The following is a 20,363-nucleotide window of genomic DNA, read 5'->3' on the forward strand; positions in this document are numbered from 1 at the left end:
CGGATGCTCCCCGCGCCGCTGTCGATCGACGTGCGGCGCGGGGCCATCGCCCATCTCGGTGAGCTCCTCGCCGACCGGCGAATCGCCACCGAGGGCCGCGTCGCCATCGCGGTGGGCCCGGGGCAGGGCGACCAGATCGCCGAGCACGTACGGCCGAGCCTGCAGGCGTGCGAGGTCTTCCACGTCGACGGCGGCACGGTGGACGCCGCCATGTCGCTCGGCTCGCGCCTGCGCAGCGGCTCGTACGAGGCGGTCGTCGGCATCGGCGGCGGCAGGACCATCGACGCGACCAAGTACGCCGCGACGCTCGCCGGCATGCCCATGGTCTCCGTCGCCACGAACCTCTCCCACGACGGCATCTGCTCGCCGACGGCCTCCCTCGAGCACGAGAAGGGCAAGAACTCCTTCGGCGTCGCGATGCCGCTGGCCATGGTCGTCGACCTGGACTACGTCCGCGCCGCGCCGGACCGTCTCGTACGGGCCGGGATCGGCGACGTGCTGAGCAACTTCTCCGCGGTCGACGACTGGCTGCTGTCCAACCGGGAGCAGGGCGACCCGATCGACCGGCTCGCGCTGACCCTCGCCCGTACGGCCGGCGAGGCGCTCATCTACCAGCCGAAGTCGATCGAGTCGGACGAGTTCCTCACCGTCCTGGCGGAGGGCCTGGTGCTGTCCGGCATGGCGATGTCGTTCGCCGGGTCCTCACGCCCGGCCAGCGGCGGCGACCACGAGATCCTGCACGCCATCGACCACCTCTTCCCCGGCACCGCCAACCACGGCGAGCTGGCCGGGATCGGCGCGGCCTTCTGTTATCACCTCCGCGCGACGCATCTCGGTGAGGGCTCCGAACGCCTCACCGAGATCGTGGCGAGCCTGGACCGTCACGGGCTCCCCAAGACTCCGCATGACATCGGTCTGACCGAGGAGCAGTTCGCCGAGGCGGTGGCGTACGCTCCCCAGACCCGGCCAGGCCGGTACACCATTCTCGAGCACCTCGGACTCGACGAGGGCGCTGTGCTGAAAGCGGTACGCGAATATGTCGGCACCTTCGCTGGCTGAAGTCCGGGCGGGCGGTCAGCCACCCGGCCTCAAGGAACGCCGGAATGAAGAGCACTGGGCGGGGCGGCTGTACATGCGCAGCATCTCGCCCCTCTTCACCTGGCTCTTCATCCGGATCGGGTTCAGCCCGAACCAGCTCACCTACATGATGATCGCCTGCGGCATGCTCGGCGGTGTGGCCGTCGCGGTCGACGGCCGCGGCACGGCGGGCCTGGTGTGGGCGATCGTCGGCGCCGTGCTGATCCAGGCCTACCTGCTGCTGGACTGCTCCGACGGCGAGGTCGCGCGGTTCCGCAACCGCACGTCCATCACCGGGGTCTACCTCGACCGGATCGGGCACTACATGTCGGAGGTCGCGCTGCTGATCGGCCTCGGCGTCCGCGCCCAGGGCGCGTGGCAGAACGGCGGCTACATCGAGCTGGGCCTGCTCGCCGCGCTCGGCGCCGCCCTGATCAAGGCCGAGACCGACAACGTCGTCGTCGCCCGGGCGAAGTCGGGCCTGCCCGCCGATCCGCCGACCGGCGACCGCGCGTTGCGCCCGGAGTCGACCGGCCTGGCGCTGGCGCGCGAGGCCGCCTCGCTGCTGAAGCTGCACCGCATCATCGGCGCGGTCGAGCTGTCCCTGCTGATCGTGGTGGCCGCGGTCGTCGACCACTTCACGCACGACCTGACCGCGACGAGGGTCCTCGCCGTCGCCGTGGCGGTCGTGGCCGTCCTGCAGACGGGGCTGCACTTCGTCAGCATCGTCGCCTCCCGGAGGCTCAAGTGAACGAGACGCGAGTCGAGTCGGGGAGGCGCGCGTGAGGCTGTCCGTCGTCGTACTGACCATGGGCAACCGCCCGGCCGAGCTCGAACGCGCCGTCAAGAGCGCCCTGAACCAGAAGTACGTCGACGTGGAGGTCGTCCTCGTCGGCAACGGCGCGGACGTCCCCGGCTCCTGGCCGGAGAACGTCAAGGTGCTCCGGCTGCCGGAGAACGTCGGCATCCCGGCCGGCCGCAACCGCGGCGTCGAGGCGTCGACGGGAGAGCTGATCCTCTTCCTCGACGACGACGGCTGGTACGAGTCGCCGGAGCTGGGCGCGCGCCTGCGGGACATGTTCGACGCCGACCCGAAGCTCGGCATCGTCTCCTTCCGGGTGCGCGACCCCGAGGGCGGGCCGGGGGAACGGCGTCACGTCCCCCGGCTGCGCGCCGGTGACCCGCTCCGGTCGTCGGACGTCACGACGTTCCTGGGCGGCGCCTGCGCCATGCGCCGCGCCGTGTTCGACATCGCCGGCGGGCTGCCCGAGGACTTCTTCTACGCCCACGAGGAGACCGACCTCGCCTGGCAGGCCCTGGGCGCCGGATACCGCATCGTGTACGACGCCGAGTCGGTGATGTTCCACCCGGCCGTCGCGCCCACCCGGCACGAGATGTTCTACCGGCTCAACGCCCGCAACCGGGTCTGGCTGGCGCGCCGCAACCTGCCCTGGCCGCTCGTGTTCGTCTACCTGGGCGTCTGGGTGGCGATGACGCTCGTCCGCGAGCGCAAGTGGGCCGCGCTCCGCCCCTGGCTCAGCGGCTTCCGCGAGGGCTGGCGCAAACCGGCGGGCCGCCGCCGCCCGATCTCCTGGGGCACCGTCTGGCGCATGACCCGCCTCGGCCGCCCCCCGGTCATCTAGCCGGGCTCCGGCGCTCTGATGGCCGCCGGGCCGATGCCCCAAAGCCTCAGAGCCGGACGAACGTAACTCCGGGGTGTGGTGTCTCATCCCGCGCCGTCTACTGAGGCGAGAAATTTCTTGCCTCAGTAGACGGCGCAGAACACGACGGCCTCCCGCCGGGCTTCACCTCATTCCGCGCCGGCGTCGCCCCGCCCGGCGAGGACGGCCTGCCAGTCGGGGGCGGTGGTGAGGACGGTGAGGCGCTGGGTGGCGCGGGAGACGGCGACGTAGAGCGTGCGCAGGCCCATCCGCGAGTAGTCCGCGATCTCGCCCGGCTCGACGATCAGGGCCGCGTCGAACTCCAGGCCCTTCGCCTCGAGCGCGTCGAGGACCTGCACGCGCTCCGGGAGGCCGGGCAGCGGCGGGACCGCGTGGCCGACCGGCAGGATGACGCCGACGGTGCCCTCGACCGCGTCGGCGAGGGCGGCCGCCTCGGCGCGGACGTTCCCGTCGAGAGCCCGGACATGGCGGATCAGCGGGAGGTGGCCCGAGGCGCGCACCGCGCGGGCGGGCCGGGCCTCCGGCACCGCGCGGGCCAGCACCCGCGCGGCCACCTCCGCGATCTCGGTCGAGTTGCGGTAGTTGGTGGTCAGCTCGAAGGTGTGGCGGGGGCGGCGGCCGAGAGCGGCGTCCATCGCCTTGCCCGCGGCGGCGGAGTCCTCCCAGGCGCTCTGCGCCGGGTCCGCGACGATCGTCCAGGTCGCGTGCCGGCCACGCCTGCCGAGCATGCGCCACTGCATCGGTGACAGGTCCTGCGCCTCGTCCACGACGATGTGGGCGTACTCCACCGGGAGGTCCTCATCGTCCTCGTCGTCGCGGCGCAGGGCCTGCTCGCGGCGCTCGACGTAGGTCGTGAGCTCCCGCAGCGTCGGCTCGTCGTCGTCATCGCTCTCGACCCGCTCGCCCGTGAAGACGTTCACGCCGTCGATCACGAACGGATCCTCCGCCTTGCGCTTCCTCGAGCTCCGGGCCGGCCGCGGCCGGGGCCCGAGGATGACGCCGGCCTCGTCGAGCAGCGCGATGTCGAGGTACGACCACGGGCCCTGCCAGGACTCCGCGAGCGACTTGACCTGCCGGTCGGTGAGGGAACGGCCGGCGGCGCGGCGCAGCCGGTCCGCGTCGGCCAGCGAGCGCAGCACGTCGGCCGGGCGGCGGACCGGCCACCAGGCGCGCAGGAACTCCACGAAGCGCCGCTCGTCGCGGACGTGCTCGGTGAAGGCCCTGCGGGTCGTGGGGGCGTCGTCGAGGCCGCCGACCTCCTGGAAACGCTCCCAGAGGGCGGTGAGGAGGAGCTCGGCCGCGCGGGGATAAGCGGTGTTCACCGCGCCGTGCGCGCTGCGGTGGACCTCCCGGCGGACGCGGTCCAGCGCGTCCCGGCCCAGCGCGACGACGACGCCGCGGTAGACCGTGCGGAGCTCGTCCGGGCTGCCCGGCGGGGTGTCCTGGACGGCGCGGCGGAGCAGGCGCGTCATCGTGGGGGCGCCCTTGAGCCGGGCCAGGTCCGGCGCGTCGTGGCCGGCCGCCTCCGAGCCCGGGACGAGGTCGCCGAGCGAGCGCAGGGTGGCGCCGCCCTCACCGAGGGACGGCAGGACGCGTTCGATGTAGGCGGTGAACCGAGGGTTCGGGCCGACGATCAGCACGCCGCGCGAGCCGAACCGGCGCCGGTGCCGGAACAGCAGGTACGCGACGCGGTGCAGGGCGACCGCGGTCTTGCCGGTGCCGGGACCGCCCTGGACGATCACGGTGCCGTCGGCGGCGGCGCGGATCACCTCGTCCTGCTCCCGCTGGATCGTGGCGACGATGTCCCGCATCACGCCCTCCCGGCTGCGGGCCAGGGAGGCCAGGAAGGCGCCGTCGCCGACGATCGTGAGGTCGGGGCGGGCGTCCGGGATGAGCAGGTCGTCCTCCAGGTCGACGACCTTGCGGCCCCGGCAGTGCAGCACGCGGCGGCGTACGACGCCCCGAGGGTCCTCCGGGGTCGCGCGATAGAACGCCTCGGCCGCGGGAGCGCGCCAGTCGATCACGAGCGAGTCGTGCTCGCTGGTGCGGACGCCGATCCGCCCGACGTACAGCGTCTCGCCGCCGACCAGGTCGAGACGCCCGAAGACGAGACCCTCCTCGGCGACGTCGAGCGCACGGCTCCGTACGGCGGCCTGGTGGACCATCGCGTCGCGGTCGACCAGCGAGCCCTTCGTACCGGCCTGCGCCTGGCGGTACCCCTCCTCGAGCATCCGGCGGGCGGCCGCGCGCATCTCCTCGAGGCGTGCGTACGCCTCGTCGACGCGGGCCTGCTCCGCGGCGATCTGCTCGTCCTTGACGGTGGGCACCATGGAGCAATTATCGGTGTGACGCGTCCGAACCCCGTACCCTCGGCAGTTGGTCGAGGAGGAACACCAATGGGAGGTGATCACGGTCGAGTCCACGCGGAGCCGTAGGCAGGTCATCACGAGCGCCCTGACGGCCCTGCTGGCCGTGATCGTCGGCGGGGTGCTGGCCGACCATTTCGTCCTCCAGGCGGAGTGGTGGCAGGTGAACCGCACCGTGACGCAGGCGCCGGAGCCGCCACTGCGCGACCTGGGGCCGCCGGCGACGCCGGTGACCACGAGCTGGCAGCTGAGCACGCCCGTCGGCGACAGTGACCTGCCCGCCTACGACCGGGTGGCGTACTCCATCGTCCAGGGCCAGCTCGTCATCGTGTCCGGACACGGCCTCGACGTACGGGACGCCCGTACCGGCGAGGAGCGGTGGCACTACTACCGCGCCGAGTGGTCCATGCTCGGCTGGGCGCGCACCGGGCAGGTGCTCGTCGCGTACCTCGAACGGACCGGGCACCGCGGCAACCGCCTCATGGTGGGCCTGGACGCGGTGCACGGCACGCTGCTGTGGCGGCAGCGCGGCGACGTGCCCTCCGTGATCGACCGGACCACGCTGCGCTGGCCGGCCGCCGGCGGTGTGGTGTTCGTCACGGAGGACGGGCGGCACACGCTGTACGGGCGTTCGGCCACGACGGGGCGGCGGCTGTGGACCAAGCGGCTCCCGCACGGCTGCCTGCTGCCCGAGGCGGTGCCGTACGCCTCGGACAGCAGTGAGAGCATCGCCGCGTTCAGCATCGACTGCGGCGCGCGCGACCGGGTCCTGGTCGTCGATCCGCAGAAGGGCCGGACGAGGTTCACCGTCCTCACCCGGAACACCGCGCGCTCGGCGATCGCGGTCGGCGGCGACGTCACGGTCGTCTTCGACGGATCGTCGCTGCAGGCGTTCGACGGGAAGGGGCACGCCTTCCTGCGCCGCGCCGGTCAGGACGTGTGCCACAACATGTGCCCGATCGCGGTGACCGCCGGCCATCTGCTCGTCGCCTACGAGACCGGGCAGCGGTCCGAGGACGCGACGCCGACCCGCCGCCTGGAGTCGGTGGACATCGCGACGGGCGCGTCGTCCTGGTATCGGGACATGCCCGGGTACACCGCCCTGTCGGTCGCCGGCGGCCTGGTGTACGGGCTGCGGTCGCGGCTCGCCGATCCGCTGCTGCCCGCCGGGGTGGACGTCATCGATCCGGTCAGCGGGAGCGGCACCACCGTGCCGATCCCGGTGGTCCTGCGGGCCGGCCTGGACGGCGTCCGGCCCTGGCTCGCCGCGGGCGGAGGGCTGCTGTACGTCGCCGCGCCGGCCGCGCGCCCGCGCCCGTTCGGCGCGGCCCGGCTGGTGGCGCTGCGCGGCGGGATGCGCGGCGAGGGACCGCCGGAGCTCGCGGGCGTGCCGCCCCACCGGTGGCCGGACGCCTGCTCCCTGCTGCCCAAGCGCGACCTGCCGCGCGGCTACGCCGGCGAGCCGACGCCGACGACCGTCGACGGCCTGCGGCTCCCCGCGGGCTGCACGTTCCGGCCGCGCCACGGCCACGGGCGGGACAACGGGCCGGAGCGGGAGGCAGGCGTCCTGTCGGTCACGGTTCAGTGGGTCGCCGCCGATACCCGCACCGCCGAGGCGCTGTTCGGGGCGGCCCGTGACACCCAGAACGGCACGCAGGTACGAGCCGGGGACCAGGCGTACGCGACCGGAACGTCATCCGGAACGGTCGTGATGCGGGTCGGCAGCACGGTCGTGACCGTCAGCTCCGGGCTGCCCGACACGGCGACGCGGCTGGCGACGGTGGTCGCCGCCCGGCTGCGCAGCGCCGCCTGACCCGCGGCAGGACAGCTCGGCGGCCTCAGACCACCCGGGGGGACAGCTCGGTCGCCGTGTCGGCGGCGGAGTGGGCCCAGTCCTCGAGCTGGGCGACGAACAGCCGCGCCTGCTCGGGCCAGTGGAAGCGCGCGCGGGCGGCCTCGTGCCCGCGCTTGCCCATCTCCAGCCGCATCGCCGGGTCGTCGCGCAGCCGCCGGACCGCCGCGGCCGTCGCCTCGGGATCCTCGAACGGCACGACGAGACCGCAGTTCGCCTCGCCGACGATGCGGGCGGCGATCGGGTTGGGCGTGCTGATGACGGGGATGCCGCGGGCCATGTACTCGACGACCTTCGTGGGCATCGAGTGCCGGTAGTTGGGCGTGTCGTGCAGCAGGGACAGCCCCGCGAGGGCGCCCTCCGCCATGCGCAGCGCCCGGTCGTTCGGCACGAACCCGTACCAGCGCAGGATGCCTTCGCGCTGGGCGTCGCGCAGCAGCGGCCGTACGTCGGCGTCCGCGCCGCCGATCAGGTCGAGCATGATGCCGTCGGCGTGCACCAGGCGGGCCAGCGTGATCAGCTCGCGCACGCCCCGGGCGAACGACAGCTGCCCGACGTAGATGATCCGGTCGTCGCCGGGCGGGGCGGGCGGCGCGTCCGGCACGTGGGTGGTGTTGGGCACCACCGGGTGCGGCCGGCGGAACCGGTCCTGGTACCCGTCCTCGGCCAGCAGCAGCTTCAGCCGCCGTTCGGCGCGGAGCTCCATCCGGCGTACGGCGAACCGCAGCGGGATCCGGAGGGGAGCGGGCAGCCAGCCCTTCGCGCCGAGCGCGGCCGCGGTGTCCTCGTGCACGTCCCAGACGGTGCGTGAGCGCAGCCGGTGCGGCACCGCGAGCAGCAGCTCCGGGTCGTGCAGCAGGAGGATGTCGGCCTCCTCCGCGTGCGCTGCGAGGGTGCGGCGGGCCTGCCGGAGGGCGCGCAGCCGGTTCCGGCCGGTCGCCCTGGGCACATCGAGCGGATCGATCTCCGGCCAAGGCGCCACATTGCACGCCCGAAAGGGCGCCACATAAGTCACGTCGTGGCCCGCGTCCAAAAGCGCGCGGATCTGCCGGTGCAGAATTCGCGCGTCCTCCGGATGGTGCACGACGGTGCACACGAAAATCCGCATCGCTCTCACTTCACCGGGAGTCTCGCGGCCATGGGCGAACATTCGGTGAATTCCATGAGGCCATGAGGTCACAGAAGTTCGACGCGTTCGGCGGCCATTTCCTCGACGCGGCGCGTGCTGCCCCGGGTGTCGAACAGCAGCCGCGCGTGCCGGGTCAGGCTCTCGGCGTCGTACTCCCGGTGGTCGGTGAGAACGATCACGAGGTCGGCCTCGGCGAGCGCCGTGTACAGCACGCGGGCGCGCGGGATGTCCTCGCCGTCGACCTCCCAGGACTCGACGTGCGGGTCGTGGAAGCTCAGGTCGGCGCCCATCTTCCGCAGCCGCCGGGCGACCGGGCGGGCGGGCGACTCGCGCTGGTCGGCGATGTCGGGCTTGTACGTCACGCCGAGCAGGAGCACCTTGGCGCTCTTCATCGCCAGGCCCTCGCGGTTGAGCAGGGCCTGCGCGCGCTCGACGACGTAGCGCGGCATCCGGTCGTTGATCTCCTGGGCGAGCTCGACGAACCGGAACGGGTACCCGAGGGATCGGACCTTGTAGGACAGGTAGTTCGGGTCGATCGGGATGCAGTGCCCGCCGACGCCGGGGCCCGGGTAGAACGCCTGGAACCCGAACGGCTTGGTCGAGGCGCAGCCGATCGCGTCCCACAGGTCGATGCCGAGCTCGTGGCAGAACACCGCCATCTCGTTGACCAGCGCGATGTTGACGTGTCGGTAGGTGTTCTCCAGCAGCTTGGCCATCTCGGCCTCGCGCGTGCCCTTGGCCTGCACGACCTGGTCGACGAACTTGCCGTAGAACGCGGCGGCGGAGTGGGCGCAGGCCGGCGTCAGGCCACCGACGATCTTCGGGGTGTTCCGGACGCCGTAGACCGGGTTGCCCGGGTCGATCCGCTCCGGGGAGAAGGCCAGGTGGAAGTCCTCGCCCGCGACCAGGCCAGACTCCTCCAGGATCGGCCGGACGACCTCCTCGGTGGTGCCCGGGTAGGTCGTCGACTCCAGCACGACGAGCGTGCCCGGGTCCAGGTGCCGGGCGACCGTCTGCGACGCCGACCGGACGGCCGTCAGGTCGGGGCCGCCGTCGTTCGACAGCGGCGTGGGCACGCAGATCACGATGGTGCGCGCACCGTCGAGGATGTCCTCGTCCCGCGTCGGCGTGAAGCCGGCGGCGAGCATCTGCTCGACCTCCTCGGCGCTCACGTCGTCGACGTGCGAAAGGCCGGCCTTGAGCCCGGCGACGACACGCGCGTCGCGATCCAGCCCGCCGACCCGGAGGCCGGAGCGGGCGGCCTCCCGCACGAGCGGGAGGCCGACGTAGCCAAGTCCGATGACCACCAGATCCACCAGGTGGCTCCCTTCACGATGCTGCGGAGGCGATGTCCCGGTAGGCGCCGAGACAGCGGGCGGTGACGGCCCGCCAGGTGCGGTTCGCCGCGACCCACTCTCGGGCCGCGTGTCCGATTTCGCCGCGTAGCTTTGGACTGTAAATCAGCTGGTCGAGGCAATTCGCCCAGGCTTCCGCGTCTTCCGGAAGAGTTAACGTCCCCGTCACGCCCGGTTCGATGATTTCGCGAATCGCCTTGACATCACTTGCTATTACTGGGAGTCCCCCTGCCATCGCCTCGAGCGGTTTCAGCGGAGTCACCAACTGGCACACCCGGTCCGCCCTTCGCGGGACCGCGAAAACATCGAGGACTGCGTGATACCGACGTACCTGATCGACCGGCACCCGGCCGGTGAAGATCGCCGGGACCTTGAGCTCGGCGGCGCGGCGCTCGAGCGCCGGTCGCTCGGGGCCGTCGCCGACGAGCAGGAGCGTGAAGTCGCGCCGCAGCGCCGCCGCCTCGATGAGCGTGTCGATGCCCTCGAAGCCGTAGAACGTCGACGTCAGGCCCACGACGACGTCGTCCTCGGCGATGCCGAGGTCGGCGCGCAGCTTCCCGCCGTCCGGCAGGGGCTCCAGGAACTTGTCGTCGACGGCGTTGGGCACGACGAGCACGTCACCGACGCCGCCGCGTCCCTGGATCTCGGCGCGCATCGCCTCGCCGAGCGTCACGACCAGGTCGGCGTCGCGCATCCGGGCGGTCTCCAGTTCCCGGGTGAGCCGGTAGAACTCATCCTCCGTCGACCGCGCCGGGTCCCGCGACAGCCAGGAATCCTCCAGGAAGCCGCGGACCTCGTAGACCACGGGCAGGCCGTACCGGCGCCGCAGTTCCAGCGCGACGGCCGCGTTGAGGTGGTTGCTGGCCGCGTGCAGCACGGTCGGCCGCAGCTCCTCGACGAGGCGTCCGGCCAGGTCGGCGGCCTTGCGCACCTCCTGTACGGGTCCCTTCGGCGGCAGCCAGGGGAGCAGCCGGTGGTAGGGGATCCCGTCGACCTCGCACGTCGCCCGCGCGTCCCGGACGCCCTGCGTCAGGGGGTACCCCAGCCGGGTCACGACGTGCGGGTCCAGGCCCAGCTCGCGCTGGGCGGACACGATCCGGTGCGTCCGCACCGTGTACCCGGCCTGCGTGCGCGGCAGCGCATTCGTGACCAGGTGCAACACCGTGTTTCCGTTGACCGCGGAGCGTGGGGCCGGGGGGCGCGGCGCGGCGGCGTCGGCCAGCAGCGCGCGCAGATCCTCGGTCTCGCGGTCCTGGCGCTGCGGGGCCGGCGCGGCGAGCGCGCGGTACCGCGCGCGGATTCCGGCGGGGGCCACACGAAGGGCCAGCCGTACGGCCAGCCGGACCGCCCGTCGTGGATCGGCACGGGCGTGCCGCCACGCCAGCACCGTCCAGAAATAGATCATCTTGGCCACCTGCATGGCGGGCGAGGTTAGGGATCGTCCGTGAACGAAAGGGAAACGCAACAGTGATCGCGCATGTCCTCGGCGCCCGGCCGAACTTCGTCAAGGCGGCCCCGGTGATCGCCGCGCTGTCCGAGACGGGCCGCGAGCAGCGAGTGATCCACACGGGGCAGCACTACGACGAGCGCATGTCGGAGGTGTTCTTCCGCGACCTGGGGCTTCCCGAGCCCGACGTGAACCTGGAGGTCGGCTCCGGAAGCCACGCCGGACAGACAGCGGCGATCATGGTGGCGCTGGAGAAGGAGTTCATCGAGCGTTCACCCGAGCTCATCATGGTGTACGGCGACGTGAACTCCACCATCGCCGCCGCCCTCGTCGCGGCCAAGCTCCACATCCCGGTCGCCCACGTGGAGGCGGGCCTGCGCAGCTTCGACATGACCATGCCGGAGGAGGTCAACCGCCGGCTCGTCGACCAGCTGTCGAACCTGTGCTTCGTCACGAGCCCGGAGGCCGTCGGCCACCTCGCGGCCGAGGGCGTGAATGTGGACCGGGTCCACTTCGTCGGCAACCCGATGATCGACACGCTGCTCGCGCACCTGGACAAGTTCGACACCGAGGCCGTACGGCGGTCGTACGACCTGCCCAAGCGGTACGCCGTCGCGACCCTGCACCGGCCCGCGAACGTCGACGACCCGGAGGTCGCGGCCGGCCTGGTCAAGCGGCTGCACGAGATCGCCGAGCTGGTGGACGTCGTCATGCCGGTGCACCCGCGCGGCCGGAAGGTGCTCACCGAGGCCGGGCTGGACGCCCACCCGCGCGTGCGCCTGCTCGAGCCGCTCGGCTACGTGGAGTTCGTCGCGGCCGTACGCGGCGCGGCGGCCGTCGTCACCGACTCCGGCGGCGTGCAGGAGGAGACGACGATCCTCGGCGTGCCGTGCCTCACCCTCCGGCCCAACACCGAGCGGCCGATCACGATCACGCACGGCACGAACCGGCTCGTCACCGCCGACGACGTGGTGCCGGCGGTCGCCGAGGCCCTGGCAGCGGGGCGCGGCGAGCGGGAGCACCCGCCGCTGTGGGACGGCCACGCCGGACCGCGCATCGCCCGCGTCGTGGAGGGATGGCTCGGTGGCTGACCGGCAGGTTGCCCGGCTGAAGGCGGCTCTGGCCGACCGGGAGGCCCGGGTCCAGATCCTCGAGGCGCGGGTCGCCGCCCTGGAGGGCTCGACCTCCCTCAAGGTGGGCCGGGCCGTCACCGACGCCGCTCGCAGGCCCGGCAAGGGCGTCGTCCAGCTGCCGCGCGAGCTGTACCGCATGTGGCGGCACCGGGGCGCGCCGAACGTCGTCACGTCCGTCGACGCGCGCGAACGGCCGATGTTCACCGCGCGCGACGAGGACCGGCTGATCGCGGCGGCGCCCGCGACGGGTCTCGTGGTCGCCGGCGTGCTGGGCCCGGCCGCGACCGAGTCCCTGGAGGGCGTCGCGCACGTCGTGCCGCTGATGCCGCACGACGCCGCCCTGGTCCTCGACACGACCGACGTCGACCTGGTGATCGTGGACGCGGCCGCCGGGGAGCCCGGCGGGCCGTGGGCGTACCTGGGCGTCCCGGGCGTGCCCGACCGGGACCGGGCGCTCCTCGCGCTGCTGGGCGTGGCCCGTGACCGGGGCCGTCCCGTCGTGCTGGCCGGCACCGCCCCGGCGATCGCCGGATTCGGCTGGGACGCCACCGTGCCGCCCGGCACGCCGATCGCCGAGGCGCTGCCCGGCCTGTGCGCCCGGTTCGGCATCGAAGAACTCACATGACCCTGCGAGAAGGAGAACGCGTGCGCGCTCTCGTGTACGGCGACGTCGACCTGAACATCATCGACGGGTCGGCGATCTGGGCCCAGGGCATGGTGCAGGCGCTGCGGGTCGCCGGCGTCGAGGTGACGCTGGTCCTCAAGGCCCCGGTGAAGACCGGACGCCTCGTCGACCCGCTGGAGCGGCTGTCCGGCGTGACCGTGCGGCGCCGGCCCGAGGACGCGACCACCTCGCTGACCGTCGAGGAGGCCGCGGGCCTGCTCACCGAGCTCGACGCCGAGGAGCCGTACGACCTGGTGGTGGTGCGCGGCAAGCGGCTCGCCGTACGCCTCACCGCGACACCCCTGGCCGGGCGGCTGTGGACGTACCTCACCGACGTGCCGCAGACCGTCGCCGAGCTGGACGGGAAGACGCGCGGCGAGCTGGCGGCGGTCGCCAAGGCCTCGCGGTTCCTGCTCTGCCAGACCGAGGAGCTCCGCTGCCACCTGGAGGGCGTGCTGCACAAGGCGGCGGGCAAGTGCGTGCTGTTCCCGCCCGTCGTCGCGCTGCCCGAGGGCCTCGAGGCGGCCGAGGAGAAGACGCCCCACCGGCCGCTGAAGCTCGTCTACACGGGCAAGTTCGCGCCGCGCTGGAACACCTATGAGATGACCGCGCTGCCGCGCCGCCTGGCCTCCCGCCGGATCGACGCCGAACTCCACATGGTCGGCGACAAGATCCACCATGACCGGAAGGACCCCGGCTTCTCCCGCCGGATGCGCGTGGCCCTGGAGTCGACGCCCGGCCTGACGTGGCACGGCGGCCACCCGCGCGCCGAGGCGATGCGCGTGTCGTCCGGATGCGACGTCGGGCTGTCCTGGCGCCACCCGGAGCTCGACGCGAGCCTGGAGCTGTCCACCAAGGTCCTGGAGATGGGCGCGCTCGGCCTGCCGGTGGTCCTCAACCGCACCCCGATGCACGAGAACCTCCTCGGCGCCGATTACCCGCTGTTCGCCGCGACCGAGGACGACGTCGTCGACGTGCTGGCCGAGGTGACCGACCCGGAGGTCTACGCGCTGGCCCGCCGCCGGTGCCTGGACGCCGCGAAGGCGTTCACGCTCGACGCGGCGGCCGGCGCTCCGGACGTACCTGGGGCAGGCGTTCCCGCCGCCGCTGCGCGAGGGGTCCGAGCGTACGACGCGCGTCGTCGTCGCGGGACACGACCTGAAGTTCTTCACGCGGCTGCTCGACCACTTCGGCTCGATCCCGGACGTCGAGGTGCGCGTCGACCGCTGGCCCGCCCTCGGCACCCACGACCCGAAGGTCAGCGCCGAGCTGGCCGAGTGGGCCGACGTCATCATCTGTGAGTGGTGCGGGCCGAACGCCGTCTGGTACACCGAGTGGCGCAAGAAGCACGGCCGCCCGGACCAGCGGCTCATCGTGCGGCTGCACCGCTTCGAGCTGTACGGCGCGTGGCCGGGACGGCTGGACATCGACCTGATCGACCAGGTCGTCTGCGTGAGCCCGTCGTACGCGGAGCTGACCCGCAAGATGACCGGCTGGCCGGCCGAGAAGATCACCGTGATCCCCAACTGGGTGGACGTGGCGCAGTTCGACCGGGCCAAGCTCCCGGGCGCGCGGTACCACCTCGGGATGATCGGCGTCGCGCCGTGGCGCAAGCGCCTCGACCTGGCCGTGGACGCCCTGGAGGAGCTGCGGCGGGAGGACCCGCGGTTCACGCTGTTCGTGAAGTCGAAGCTGCCGTGGGACCTGCCCTGGATCTGGAACCGCAGCGAGGAGCGCGAGGCGTACGAGGCGCTGTTCCGGCGGATCCGGCGCTCGCCGCTGCTGGCGCGCTCGGTCGTCTTCGACCCGGCCGGTCCGGATGTCGCCGCGTGGCTGCGCCGCATCGGCTTCGTGCTGTCCACGAGCGACGACGAGAGCTTCCACCTGGCGCCCGCCGAAGGCATGGCGTCCGGGGCCGTTCCCGCGCTGCTCGGCTGGCCGGGCGCGGACACGATCTACGATCGGCGCTGGATCCACGAGTCGCCGTCCGCGATGGCCCGGGGCATCGCCGCGATCGTCGCGGACGGGCGCTGGGACGACGAGAGGGCGCGGGGCCACGCGGAGCTCGCGCGGTCCTACGCCCTCGATCTCGTCGCCGAGCGGTGGGTGGAGCTGCTCAGGCCTTCTGCGGACGCCGTAGCGGCACGAACGCCCACGACATATCCGGCTCAAGCGCCCAGTGCATGACCTTGCGGACCGGCGGGGTGCAGAGCAGTGTCGCGAGCACCGCGCCGGTCGCCGCAGTCCCCAGCACGCCCGGGATGGTGTGCAGGAACGCCGGGTCGTACCAGCCCATGTACTCCATCCCCTTCGTGAAGAAGCCGTGGAGCAGGTAGGCGTACAGCGTCGCGCCGCCCAGGCCGGTGAACCACGTCTCACGGGTCGGCACGAGTGACAGGAACGCCGCCACCAGGATGGTCGCCGCGGTCATGAGCCCGAGCCGCATGGCCGAGCCGGTGAGGTTGTCGACGTGCATCGCGGCGTTGCCGCTGCGCCAGTACACCCACTCGGTGGTCATGTGCCGGTCCGCGACGAAGAGGACGAACGCGAACCCGGCGACGAGGGTCAGCGCGCCGAGCACCCGAGCCTTCCGCTGCTTCAGCAGCTCGAAGTGCTTCGGCTTGAGCATCAGGCCCAGGACGTAGAAGGGCACCAGGCCGAACACGCGGTTCATCTCCAGGTCGTCCGGCAGGTCGCTCATGCCCGCGAGCAGGGAGACGCCCACGGCGGCCGCGACCGGCCACCGGATCTGCTGCCAGACCGGCGTGGACAGGCGCCACAGGAAGAGCGCCATCAGGAACCAGGTCAGGTAGTACGGGTCGAGCAGGCTGATCTCGAAGCTCGCGTTGCCGACCGCCCAGTGGTACGTGGAGTACGCCGTCTCGAAGACGACGTACGGCACGCCCAGGTTGGTGATCAGCTTGCGCGCCTTGCCCCCAGAAAACGTGAAGTTCCGGGAGAAGTAGCCGGTGATCACGATGAACACCGGCATGTGGAACGTGTAGACGAACAGGTAGAGCGCGTGCGCGACGCGGACGTCGCGCAGGTCCACGATCGAGTGGCCGGCGACGACCAGCACGATCGCGAGGAACTTCGCGTTGTCGAAGAACGGATCCCGCCGGCGGCGCGGCGGAGGCGGGGCCTCGTCGCGTATGACCGGTAGATCAGGGGTCGTGACGGGGGCCTGCGGGCCTTCGGCGGAGTGTGTGATCGGTGTGGTCATCGATTCCAGAGATGTGGGCTGGCCGTCCGGGTCGAGAATCGACCATACAGACAGTCAGCGGCACATGCAGGGCGACCCCCGAACTCTCAGCGGGCTTTCAGCTACACAGGGTCTACGACTTGTCCGAGCACGGGTCCTCGGCGGCGTTCACCGCGCCCGCCGAACTCGAGGCCGGGATGTTCGTCGACTGCCCGCTCTTCAGGCCCTGCCAGTCCGGTCCCAGGACGAGGTCCACGGTCCCGGCCGGGGTGGTCTGCCCGGCGACGGGCTTGGCATCTGGGACCACCTGGGCGAGCGCGGCGGCCTGCTGGTCGGCGCCGGCGCCGTAGAGCACCTCGGTCTTGTCGGGCTTCGTGCCGGCGAAAGTGCCGACCTTCCCGACCTGGTACCCCCGCTGGGTGAGCTGGTCGCCGGCCCGAGCGGCCAGGCCGGGCGTCGTCGTGCCGTTGAGCACCCGGACCTTCACCTGCGACGGCTGAAGGTTCACCTTCTTGGCCGGCGTCGTGGACTCCACCTTGTTGTCGTTGCGGATCGCGGAGAACAGGTTGTTCGCGTCCGGCTGCTTCCAGGCGATGCGGTTCGGGTCGGTGGGGTAGGGACCCCACGGCACGGTGATGAACTGCACCTTGCCGGCCGACATGCCCTGCACGCTGCCGGCGACCTTCTTCATCTCGTCGACCGTGAAGTCCTTGTCGGTCGTGACGGACTTCGTCATGGCGTCGAGGAAGCTCAGCAGCTTCGACGGGTTGGTCAGCGTGCCGTTGCTCGTCGCCGCCTTCACGACGGCGCCCAGGAACTTCTGCTGGCGCTTGATGCGGCCCAGGTCGGAACCGTCACCGAGGCCGTGCCGCATGCGGACGTAGGCCAGCGCCTGCTCGCCCTTGACGGTGTGCCGTCCAGCGCTCAGATACAGCTTGCTCGACTTGTCGGCGACGCGCTTGGGCAGGCAGATCTTCACGCCGCCCAGCGCGTCCACGACCCGCTTGAACCCCGAGAAGTCGACCTTGGCGAAGTGGTCGATCCGGATGCCGGTCAGCGTCTCGATCGTGTGCCACGTGCAGCCGGCGCCGCCGTTGTTGAACGACTCGTTGATCATTCCCAGGTGCGCCGGGATCGTGTGACCGGTGGTCGACTTGCACTGCGGCAGCTGCACCATCGAGTCGCGCGGGAAGCTGATGCCGACGGCCTTTGACCCGCCCGGCGACAGGTGCAGCAAGATCATCGTGTCGGAGCGTTCGCCGACGTCCCGCCCGTACTTGGCGTTCGCGCCGTTCCGCTGGTCCGAGCCGATGAGCAGCACGTTGAGCGACTTGTTCAGCTTCGGGGGCCGCTTGCCGCCCAGCTGGTTGGCGACGTCCTCGTGATGGATGTTGCCCTCGAGCTTCCGGTACGCCGCGTAGGCCGCGAGGCTCGTGCCGACCAGAATGACCGCCATCGCGATGGACGCCCAGCCGATGACGCGCCACCACATCCCCCGCTTCGGCGGGGGACCGGACGGGTAATCCTGGTCGAGGTACTCGTAGTCGATCATCGGCCTCATAGGCTAGGGGTAGGGCGCGGAACGGTCGATCCGGTCAGATCACGGAAGTCACATGTTCTACGGCGATTCGGCGTTCCAACCTTGATTCGTCGAGGTTTTGGCAGATTATTACTGATCCGTCGGAGGTCAAGGGGCCCAGCAAACCTCTGAGGATTCCTTCAGGTGTGTCGAAGCCCACAGTAGTGAGCACCCGGGCACCCTCCGGCGTGCCCAACGCCCGGGCCTCGGCCACGAGTTCCGCCCCGGTCAGGGCCCGGTCGGCGAACTCCACCGCGGGCGCGTCGGGGTCGAGGACGGCCCCCGAGAAGCGGTCGCCGTACGCGCGGACCTCCACGGCGTAGTCGGTGACGCCCGGCGGGCAGTCCGCCAGTGGCGCGCCGAGGGCATGGAGCGACAAACCGACCACGTCAGCACTCGTGCCGGCCGCTTCGGCCAGCCGAGAGGGCCCCGCCGCTACGATGTCGGCGTCGCCCGGGATGGCTCCGTCGCCGACCGGCACCGCCGTCAGCCCGGCCGACCAGCACGCGAACAGCCAGACGGCGGTCTGCCAATGCCCCGGAAGGGCGAGGACCACCCGTCCGGACGGTACCGCACCGAGCCCGTCGACCAGCAGGTTCGCGGTCTTGGCCACCCAGTTGTCGAACGTCTTGACCGACAGCTCGACACGTTCACCGGTGGCGTCGTCGTAGAAGGTGACGAGCGGACGGGACGGGTCGGCGGCCAGCGCCCCGCGCAGGAGCTCAACGGGATGTGACATGAAAGTGAAGATTACGGCCACCCGGGCTCTCGGCTCACGTGACCGTTACTCTCCGGACTCGATGGACGACATCGACGGAGGGCCCGGGGCGTCTCGGGCAGGCCTCCTTCTCGCGCGCCTCACCGTCGCCCCGGTCCTCCTCCTGGTCTCCTGGCTGGTGGTCGGTCTGCCGCTGCTGATGGCGGGGGTGTTCCGGCCGTGGGCCGCGATCCCGCTGTTCGTCGTGGTCGCGGGGCCCGTGCTGACCTTCGGCCTGCGGGCGGTCCGGCCGGCCGGATCCCGGGCCGGTTCCCCTGGTGGCCGGTGGCGGGCGTGCTCGCGGTCGCGGTGGCGTTCGGCGCGCTGCAGCTGGTGATGTGCTCCCAGCAGATCGTCGTGCGCCGGGACCCGGCGTCGTACTTCAACTTCGCGACCTGGCTGGAGGGCCACGGATCCCTGCCGATCCCGCAGATGCGCTGGGCGTTCGGCGGCGGAGACGGCGCGCTGACGTACGGCAGCCCGGCGTTCTACCAGCGCGGCGGCGTCCTCGTGCCGCAGTTCATGGCCGGGATGCCGCTGACCGTCACGCCGGGCGGCTGGCTCGGCGGCCCGTACGCGACGCTGGCGATGATGCCCCTGATCGGCGCGCTGGCCCTCATCTCGTTCGCGGGCGTCGCGGCCCGCCTCATCGGCCCCCGGTGGGCGCCCGTCGCCGCGCTGGCGCTCGGGCTCACCTGGCCGATGATGATGGTCTCCCGGTCGATCTACAGCGAGACCGGCGCCCTCATCCTGATGCTCGGCGGCCTGGCCCTCACGCTCGACGCCCTCCGGTCGGGCCGCCGCTTCCCGGCGCTGCTGGGCGGGCTGGCGCTCGGCCTGGTGATCCTCGTGCGCATCGACGGCATCCGCGACGTGCTGCCGGTGCTCGCCTTCGCGGGGCTGCTGCTGGCGCTGCGGCGGCGCGCCGGCCTGCCGCTGCTGGCCGGCCTGACGGTCGGCGTCGGCGCGGGCCTCCTCGAAGCCGTCGTGATGTCCCGGCCGTACCTGCACTACCTCGGCGCGTCGCTGCGCCCGCTCCTGTACATCGCGGCGGCGGTGGTCGTCGCCACCGCCCTCGCCAGCCTCGCGATCCGCCGCTGGGGGCTGCCGGACCTCACCCGCTTCCGGCTGCCCGACCTGGCCGTCCCCGCGACCTTCGCGGCGCTGGCCTTCTTCGCCGCCCGCCCGATGTTCCAGATCGTCCGGCGGGTGCCGAACAACAACGACGACCGGGTCAACGCCTCCTTCATCGCCGCGCTGCAGCGGACCGAGCACCTGCAGCTCGACCCGAACCGGCAGTACAACGAGCTGAGCCTGCACTGGGTGGCGTGGTACATCGGCGTTCCCGCCGTCCTGCTGGCCGCCGTGGGCGCCGCCCTGGTCGTGCGCAACCTCCTGCGCCGCCGCCGCACCGACTGGCTCCTGCCGTACGCCCTCATCGTCTGGACCACCCTGGCGACCCTCTGGCGGCCGGGCATCACCCCCGACCACCCGTGGGCGAGCCGCCGCCTGATCGGGATGGTCATCCCGGGCCTGCTGCTGTTCGCGCTGTGGGCCGTCGCCTGGGCGGCGCGCCGCGTGCGGAGGCTCCGCCCCGGGCGTCCGTTCTGGATCGCCCTCGCTGGCGTGGGCGCGCTCCTCATTCTTGTGCCGACCGCGGTCGCCTCGGCGCCGATGGCGTTCGCGCGGACCGAGGAGCGCGAGGTCTCCCAGGCGCAGAAGATGTGCCGCGCCATCGGCCCGAACGCCTCCGTCCTCATCATCGAACGCGTCACCGCCGACCGGTTCACCCAGCTGATCCGTGGCATGTGTCACACGCCCACGGCGCGCGTGCAGATCCACCCCGGCTTCAAGACCGCTCCGAACGAGGACGTGATGAGGATCGTCCGGAAGGTCGCCGCGGCGGGCCGCCGACCGGTCCTGCTCGGCGCCGACGGGTCCGACGTGTCGCCGTACGGGCCGGTCCGCCAGGTCTTCCACATCCACACCCGCCGCGACTCGAGCACGCTGGTTACGGCTCCGCAGGGTACGTGGTCGCTCACGATCAACGTCTGGATGAGCGATCCCATGTACAGAGGGTGAACAGTGCGTACGCTAAGAACCGTGGATCGGACTGGGCG

The 20,363-nt window shown here is 72.0% G+C and carries 15 protein-coding genes and 1 pseudogene; 9 read left to right on the forward strand and 7 right to left on the reverse strand.

Annotated features, from left to right (window positions below; all coding sequences use genetic code 11):
• Positions 1-3 precede the first annotated feature (3 nt).
• The 3 genes from ACYVF7_RS08415 to ACYVF7_RS08425 are packed head-to-tail and all read left to right on the forward strand — an operon-like array spanning position 4 to position 2,720.
• The gene (locus tag ACYVF7_RS08415; RefSeq protein ID WP_360897346.1) at positions 4-1,059 is read left to right on the forward strand and encodes an iron-containing alcohol dehydrogenase family protein; all 1,056 of its coding nucleotides are present in this window, start codon (positions 4-6) and stop codon (positions 1,057-1,059) included.
• Positions 1,037-1,828, forward strand: a complete 792-nt coding sequence (locus tag ACYVF7_RS08420) for a CDP-alcohol phosphatidyltransferase family protein (protein ID WP_460337344.1) — start codon at positions 1,037-1,039, stop codon at positions 1,826-1,828. The genes ACYVF7_RS08415 and ACYVF7_RS08420 overlap by 23 nt, the downstream gene beginning before the upstream one ends.
• Before the next feature lie 58 nt (positions 1,829-1,886).
• A complete protein-coding gene (locus tag ACYVF7_RS08425) occupies positions 1,887-2,720 on the forward strand; it encodes a glycosyltransferase family 2 protein (protein WP_460357836.1) in 834 nt (277 codons plus the stop codon).
• A 167-nt stretch (positions 2,721-2,887) separates the two neighbouring features.
• Here the strand turns inward: ACYVF7_RS08425 and ACYVF7_RS08430 are convergent, their stop codons facing one another.
• Positions 2,888-5,089: a HelD family protein gene (locus tag ACYVF7_RS08430; protein ID WP_460337346.1), complete on the reverse strand. Its 2,202-nt coding sequence runs from the start codon at positions 5,087-5,089 to the stop codon at positions 2,888-2,890.
• 46 nt (positions 5,090-5,135) lie between these two features.
• Here ACYVF7_RS08430 and ACYVF7_RS08435 point away from each other — a divergent pair, with 46 nt between their 5' ends.
• Positions 5,136-6,938 (forward strand): outer membrane protein assembly factor BamB family protein, encoded by a 1,803-nt coding sequence (locus tag ACYVF7_RS08435; protein ID WP_460337349.1) that lies wholly within the window; start codon positions 5,136-5,138, stop codon positions 6,936-6,938.
• Between the two features lie 25 nt (positions 6,939-6,963).
• Here ACYVF7_RS08435 and ACYVF7_RS08440 read toward each other — a convergent pair whose 3' ends face one another.
• The 3 genes from ACYVF7_RS08440 to ACYVF7_RS08450 all read right to left on the reverse strand — a co-directional run bounded on the left by ACYVF7_RS08440 (position 6,964) and on the right by ACYVF7_RS08450 (position 10,881).
• Complete coding sequence (locus tag ACYVF7_RS08440) at positions 6,964-8,085, reverse strand: glycosyltransferase (RefSeq protein WP_460337352.1); 1,122 nt, start codon at positions 8,083-8,085, stop codon at positions 6,964-6,966.
• Between the two features lie 68 nt (positions 8,086-8,153).
• Positions 8,154-9,422, reverse strand: coding sequence for a nucleotide sugar dehydrogenase (locus ACYVF7_RS08445; RefSeq protein WP_460337355.1), 1,269 nt, complete (start codon positions 9,420-9,422; stop codon positions 8,154-8,156).
• 13 nt (positions 9,423-9,435) lie between these two features.
• Positions 9,436-10,881 (reverse strand): glycosyltransferase family 4 protein, encoded by a 1,446-nt coding sequence (locus ACYVF7_RS08450; protein WP_460337358.1) that lies wholly within the window; start codon positions 10,879-10,881, stop codon positions 9,436-9,438.
• 50 nt (positions 10,882-10,931) lie between these two features.
• Between ACYVF7_RS08450 and wecB the strand changes: the two genes are divergently transcribed.
• The 3 genes and pseudogenes from wecB to ACYVF7_RS08465 all read left to right on the forward strand — a co-directional run bounded on the left by wecB (position 10,932) and on the right by ACYVF7_RS08465 (position 14,892).
• Entirely contained in the window at positions 10,932-11,999 is a 1,068-nt protein-coding gene (gene wecB / locus ACYVF7_RS08455) for a non-hydrolyzing UDP-N-acetylglucosamine 2-epimerase (protein ID WP_460357839.1), read from the forward strand.
• Positions 11,992-12,666 carry a hypothetical protein gene (locus ACYVF7_RS08460; RefSeq protein ID WP_460337361.1) on the forward strand — a complete coding sequence of 225 codons (675 nt, stop codon included), beginning with the start codon at positions 11,992-11,994 and terminating at the stop codon, positions 12,664-12,666. Before wecB ends, ACYVF7_RS08460 begins: the two co-directional genes overlap by 8 nt.
• Positions 12,663-14,892: pseudogene (locus ACYVF7_RS08465) on the forward strand (glycosyltransferase). Before ACYVF7_RS08460 ends, ACYVF7_RS08465 begins: the two are co-directional and overlap by 4 nt.
• Here the strand turns inward: ACYVF7_RS08465 and ACYVF7_RS08470 are convergent.
• The 3 genes from ACYVF7_RS08470 to ACYVF7_RS08480 all read right to left on the reverse strand — a co-directional run bounded on the left by ACYVF7_RS08470 (position 14,822) and on the right by ACYVF7_RS08480 (position 18,225).
• On the reverse strand, positions 14,822-15,928 hold the full coding sequence (locus tag ACYVF7_RS08470; RefSeq protein WP_460337363.1) for an acyltransferase family protein: 1,107 nt from the start codon (positions 15,926-15,928) through the stop codon (positions 14,822-14,824). The pseudogene ACYVF7_RS08465 and the gene ACYVF7_RS08470 overlap by 71 nt on opposite strands.
• 112 nt (positions 15,929-16,040) lie before the next feature.
• Positions 16,041-17,459: an LCP family protein gene (locus ACYVF7_RS08475; protein ID WP_460337366.1), complete on the reverse strand. Its 1,419-nt coding sequence runs from the start codon at positions 17,457-17,459 to the stop codon at positions 16,041-16,043.
• 43 nt (positions 17,460-17,502) lie between these two features.
• Positions 17,503-18,225 carry a TIGR03089 family protein gene (locus ACYVF7_RS08480; RefSeq protein ID WP_460337369.1) on the reverse strand — a complete coding sequence of 241 codons (723 nt, stop codon included), beginning with the start codon at positions 18,223-18,225 and terminating at the stop codon, positions 17,503-17,505.
• Positions 18,226-18,286: 61 nt separating this feature from the next.
• Between ACYVF7_RS08480 and ACYVF7_RS08485 the strand changes: the two genes are divergently transcribed.
• Together ACYVF7_RS08485 and ACYVF7_RS08490 are read left to right on the forward strand one after the other, a co-directional pair.
• Positions 18,287-18,580: a hypothetical protein gene (locus tag ACYVF7_RS08485; RefSeq protein ID WP_460337372.1), complete on the forward strand. Its 294-nt coding sequence runs from the start codon at positions 18,287-18,289 to the stop codon at positions 18,578-18,580.
• Positions 18,529-20,325, forward strand: coding sequence for a hypothetical protein (locus tag ACYVF7_RS08490; RefSeq protein ID WP_460337374.1), 1,797 nt, complete (start codon positions 18,529-18,531; stop codon positions 20,323-20,325). Before ACYVF7_RS08485 ends, ACYVF7_RS08490 begins: the two co-directional genes overlap by 52 nt.
• Positions 20,326-20,363 lie beyond the last annotated feature (38 nt).

The organism is Actinoallomurus acanthiterrae (assembly GCF_054775715.1).

Coding starts and splice junctions, on each gene's coding strand:
- ACYVF7_RS08415 (WP_360897346.1), top strand. CDS start 4: ATGCTCCCCGCGCCGCTGTCGATCGACGTGCGGCGCGGGGCCATCGCC.
- ACYVF7_RS08420 (WP_460337344.1), top strand. CDS start 1,037: ATGTCGGCACCTTCGCTGGCTGAAGTCCGGGCGGGCGGTCAGCCACCC.
- ACYVF7_RS08425 (WP_460357836.1), top strand. CDS start 1,887: ATGGGCAACCGCCCGGCCGAGCTCGAACGCGCCGTCAAGAGCGCCCTG.
- ACYVF7_RS08430 (WP_460337346.1), bottom strand. CDS start 5,089: ATGGTGCCCACCGTCAAGGACGAGCAGATCGCCGCGGAGCAGGCCCGC.
- ACYVF7_RS08440 (WP_460337352.1), bottom strand. CDS start 8,085: ATGCGGATTTTCGTGTGCACCGTCGTGCACCATCCGGAGGACGCGCGA.
- ACYVF7_RS08450 (WP_460337358.1), bottom strand. CDS start 10,881: ATGCAGGTGGCCAAGATGATCTATTTCTGGACGGTGCTGGCGTGGCGG.
- ACYVF7_RS08470 (WP_460337363.1), bottom strand. CDS start 15,928: ATGACCACACCGATCACACACTCCGCCGAAGGCCCGCAGGCCCCCGTC.
- ACYVF7_RS08475 (WP_460337366.1), bottom strand. CDS start 17,459: ATGATCGACTACGAGTACCTCGACCAGGATTACCCGTCCGGTCCCCCG.
- ACYVF7_RS08480 (WP_460337369.1), bottom strand. CDS start 18,225: ATGTCACATCCCGTTGAGCTCCTGCGCGGGGCGCTGGCCGCCGACCCG.
- ACYVF7_RS08485 (WP_460337372.1), top strand. CDS start 18,287: ATGGACGACATCGACGGAGGGCCCGGGGCGTCTCGGGCAGGCCTCCTT.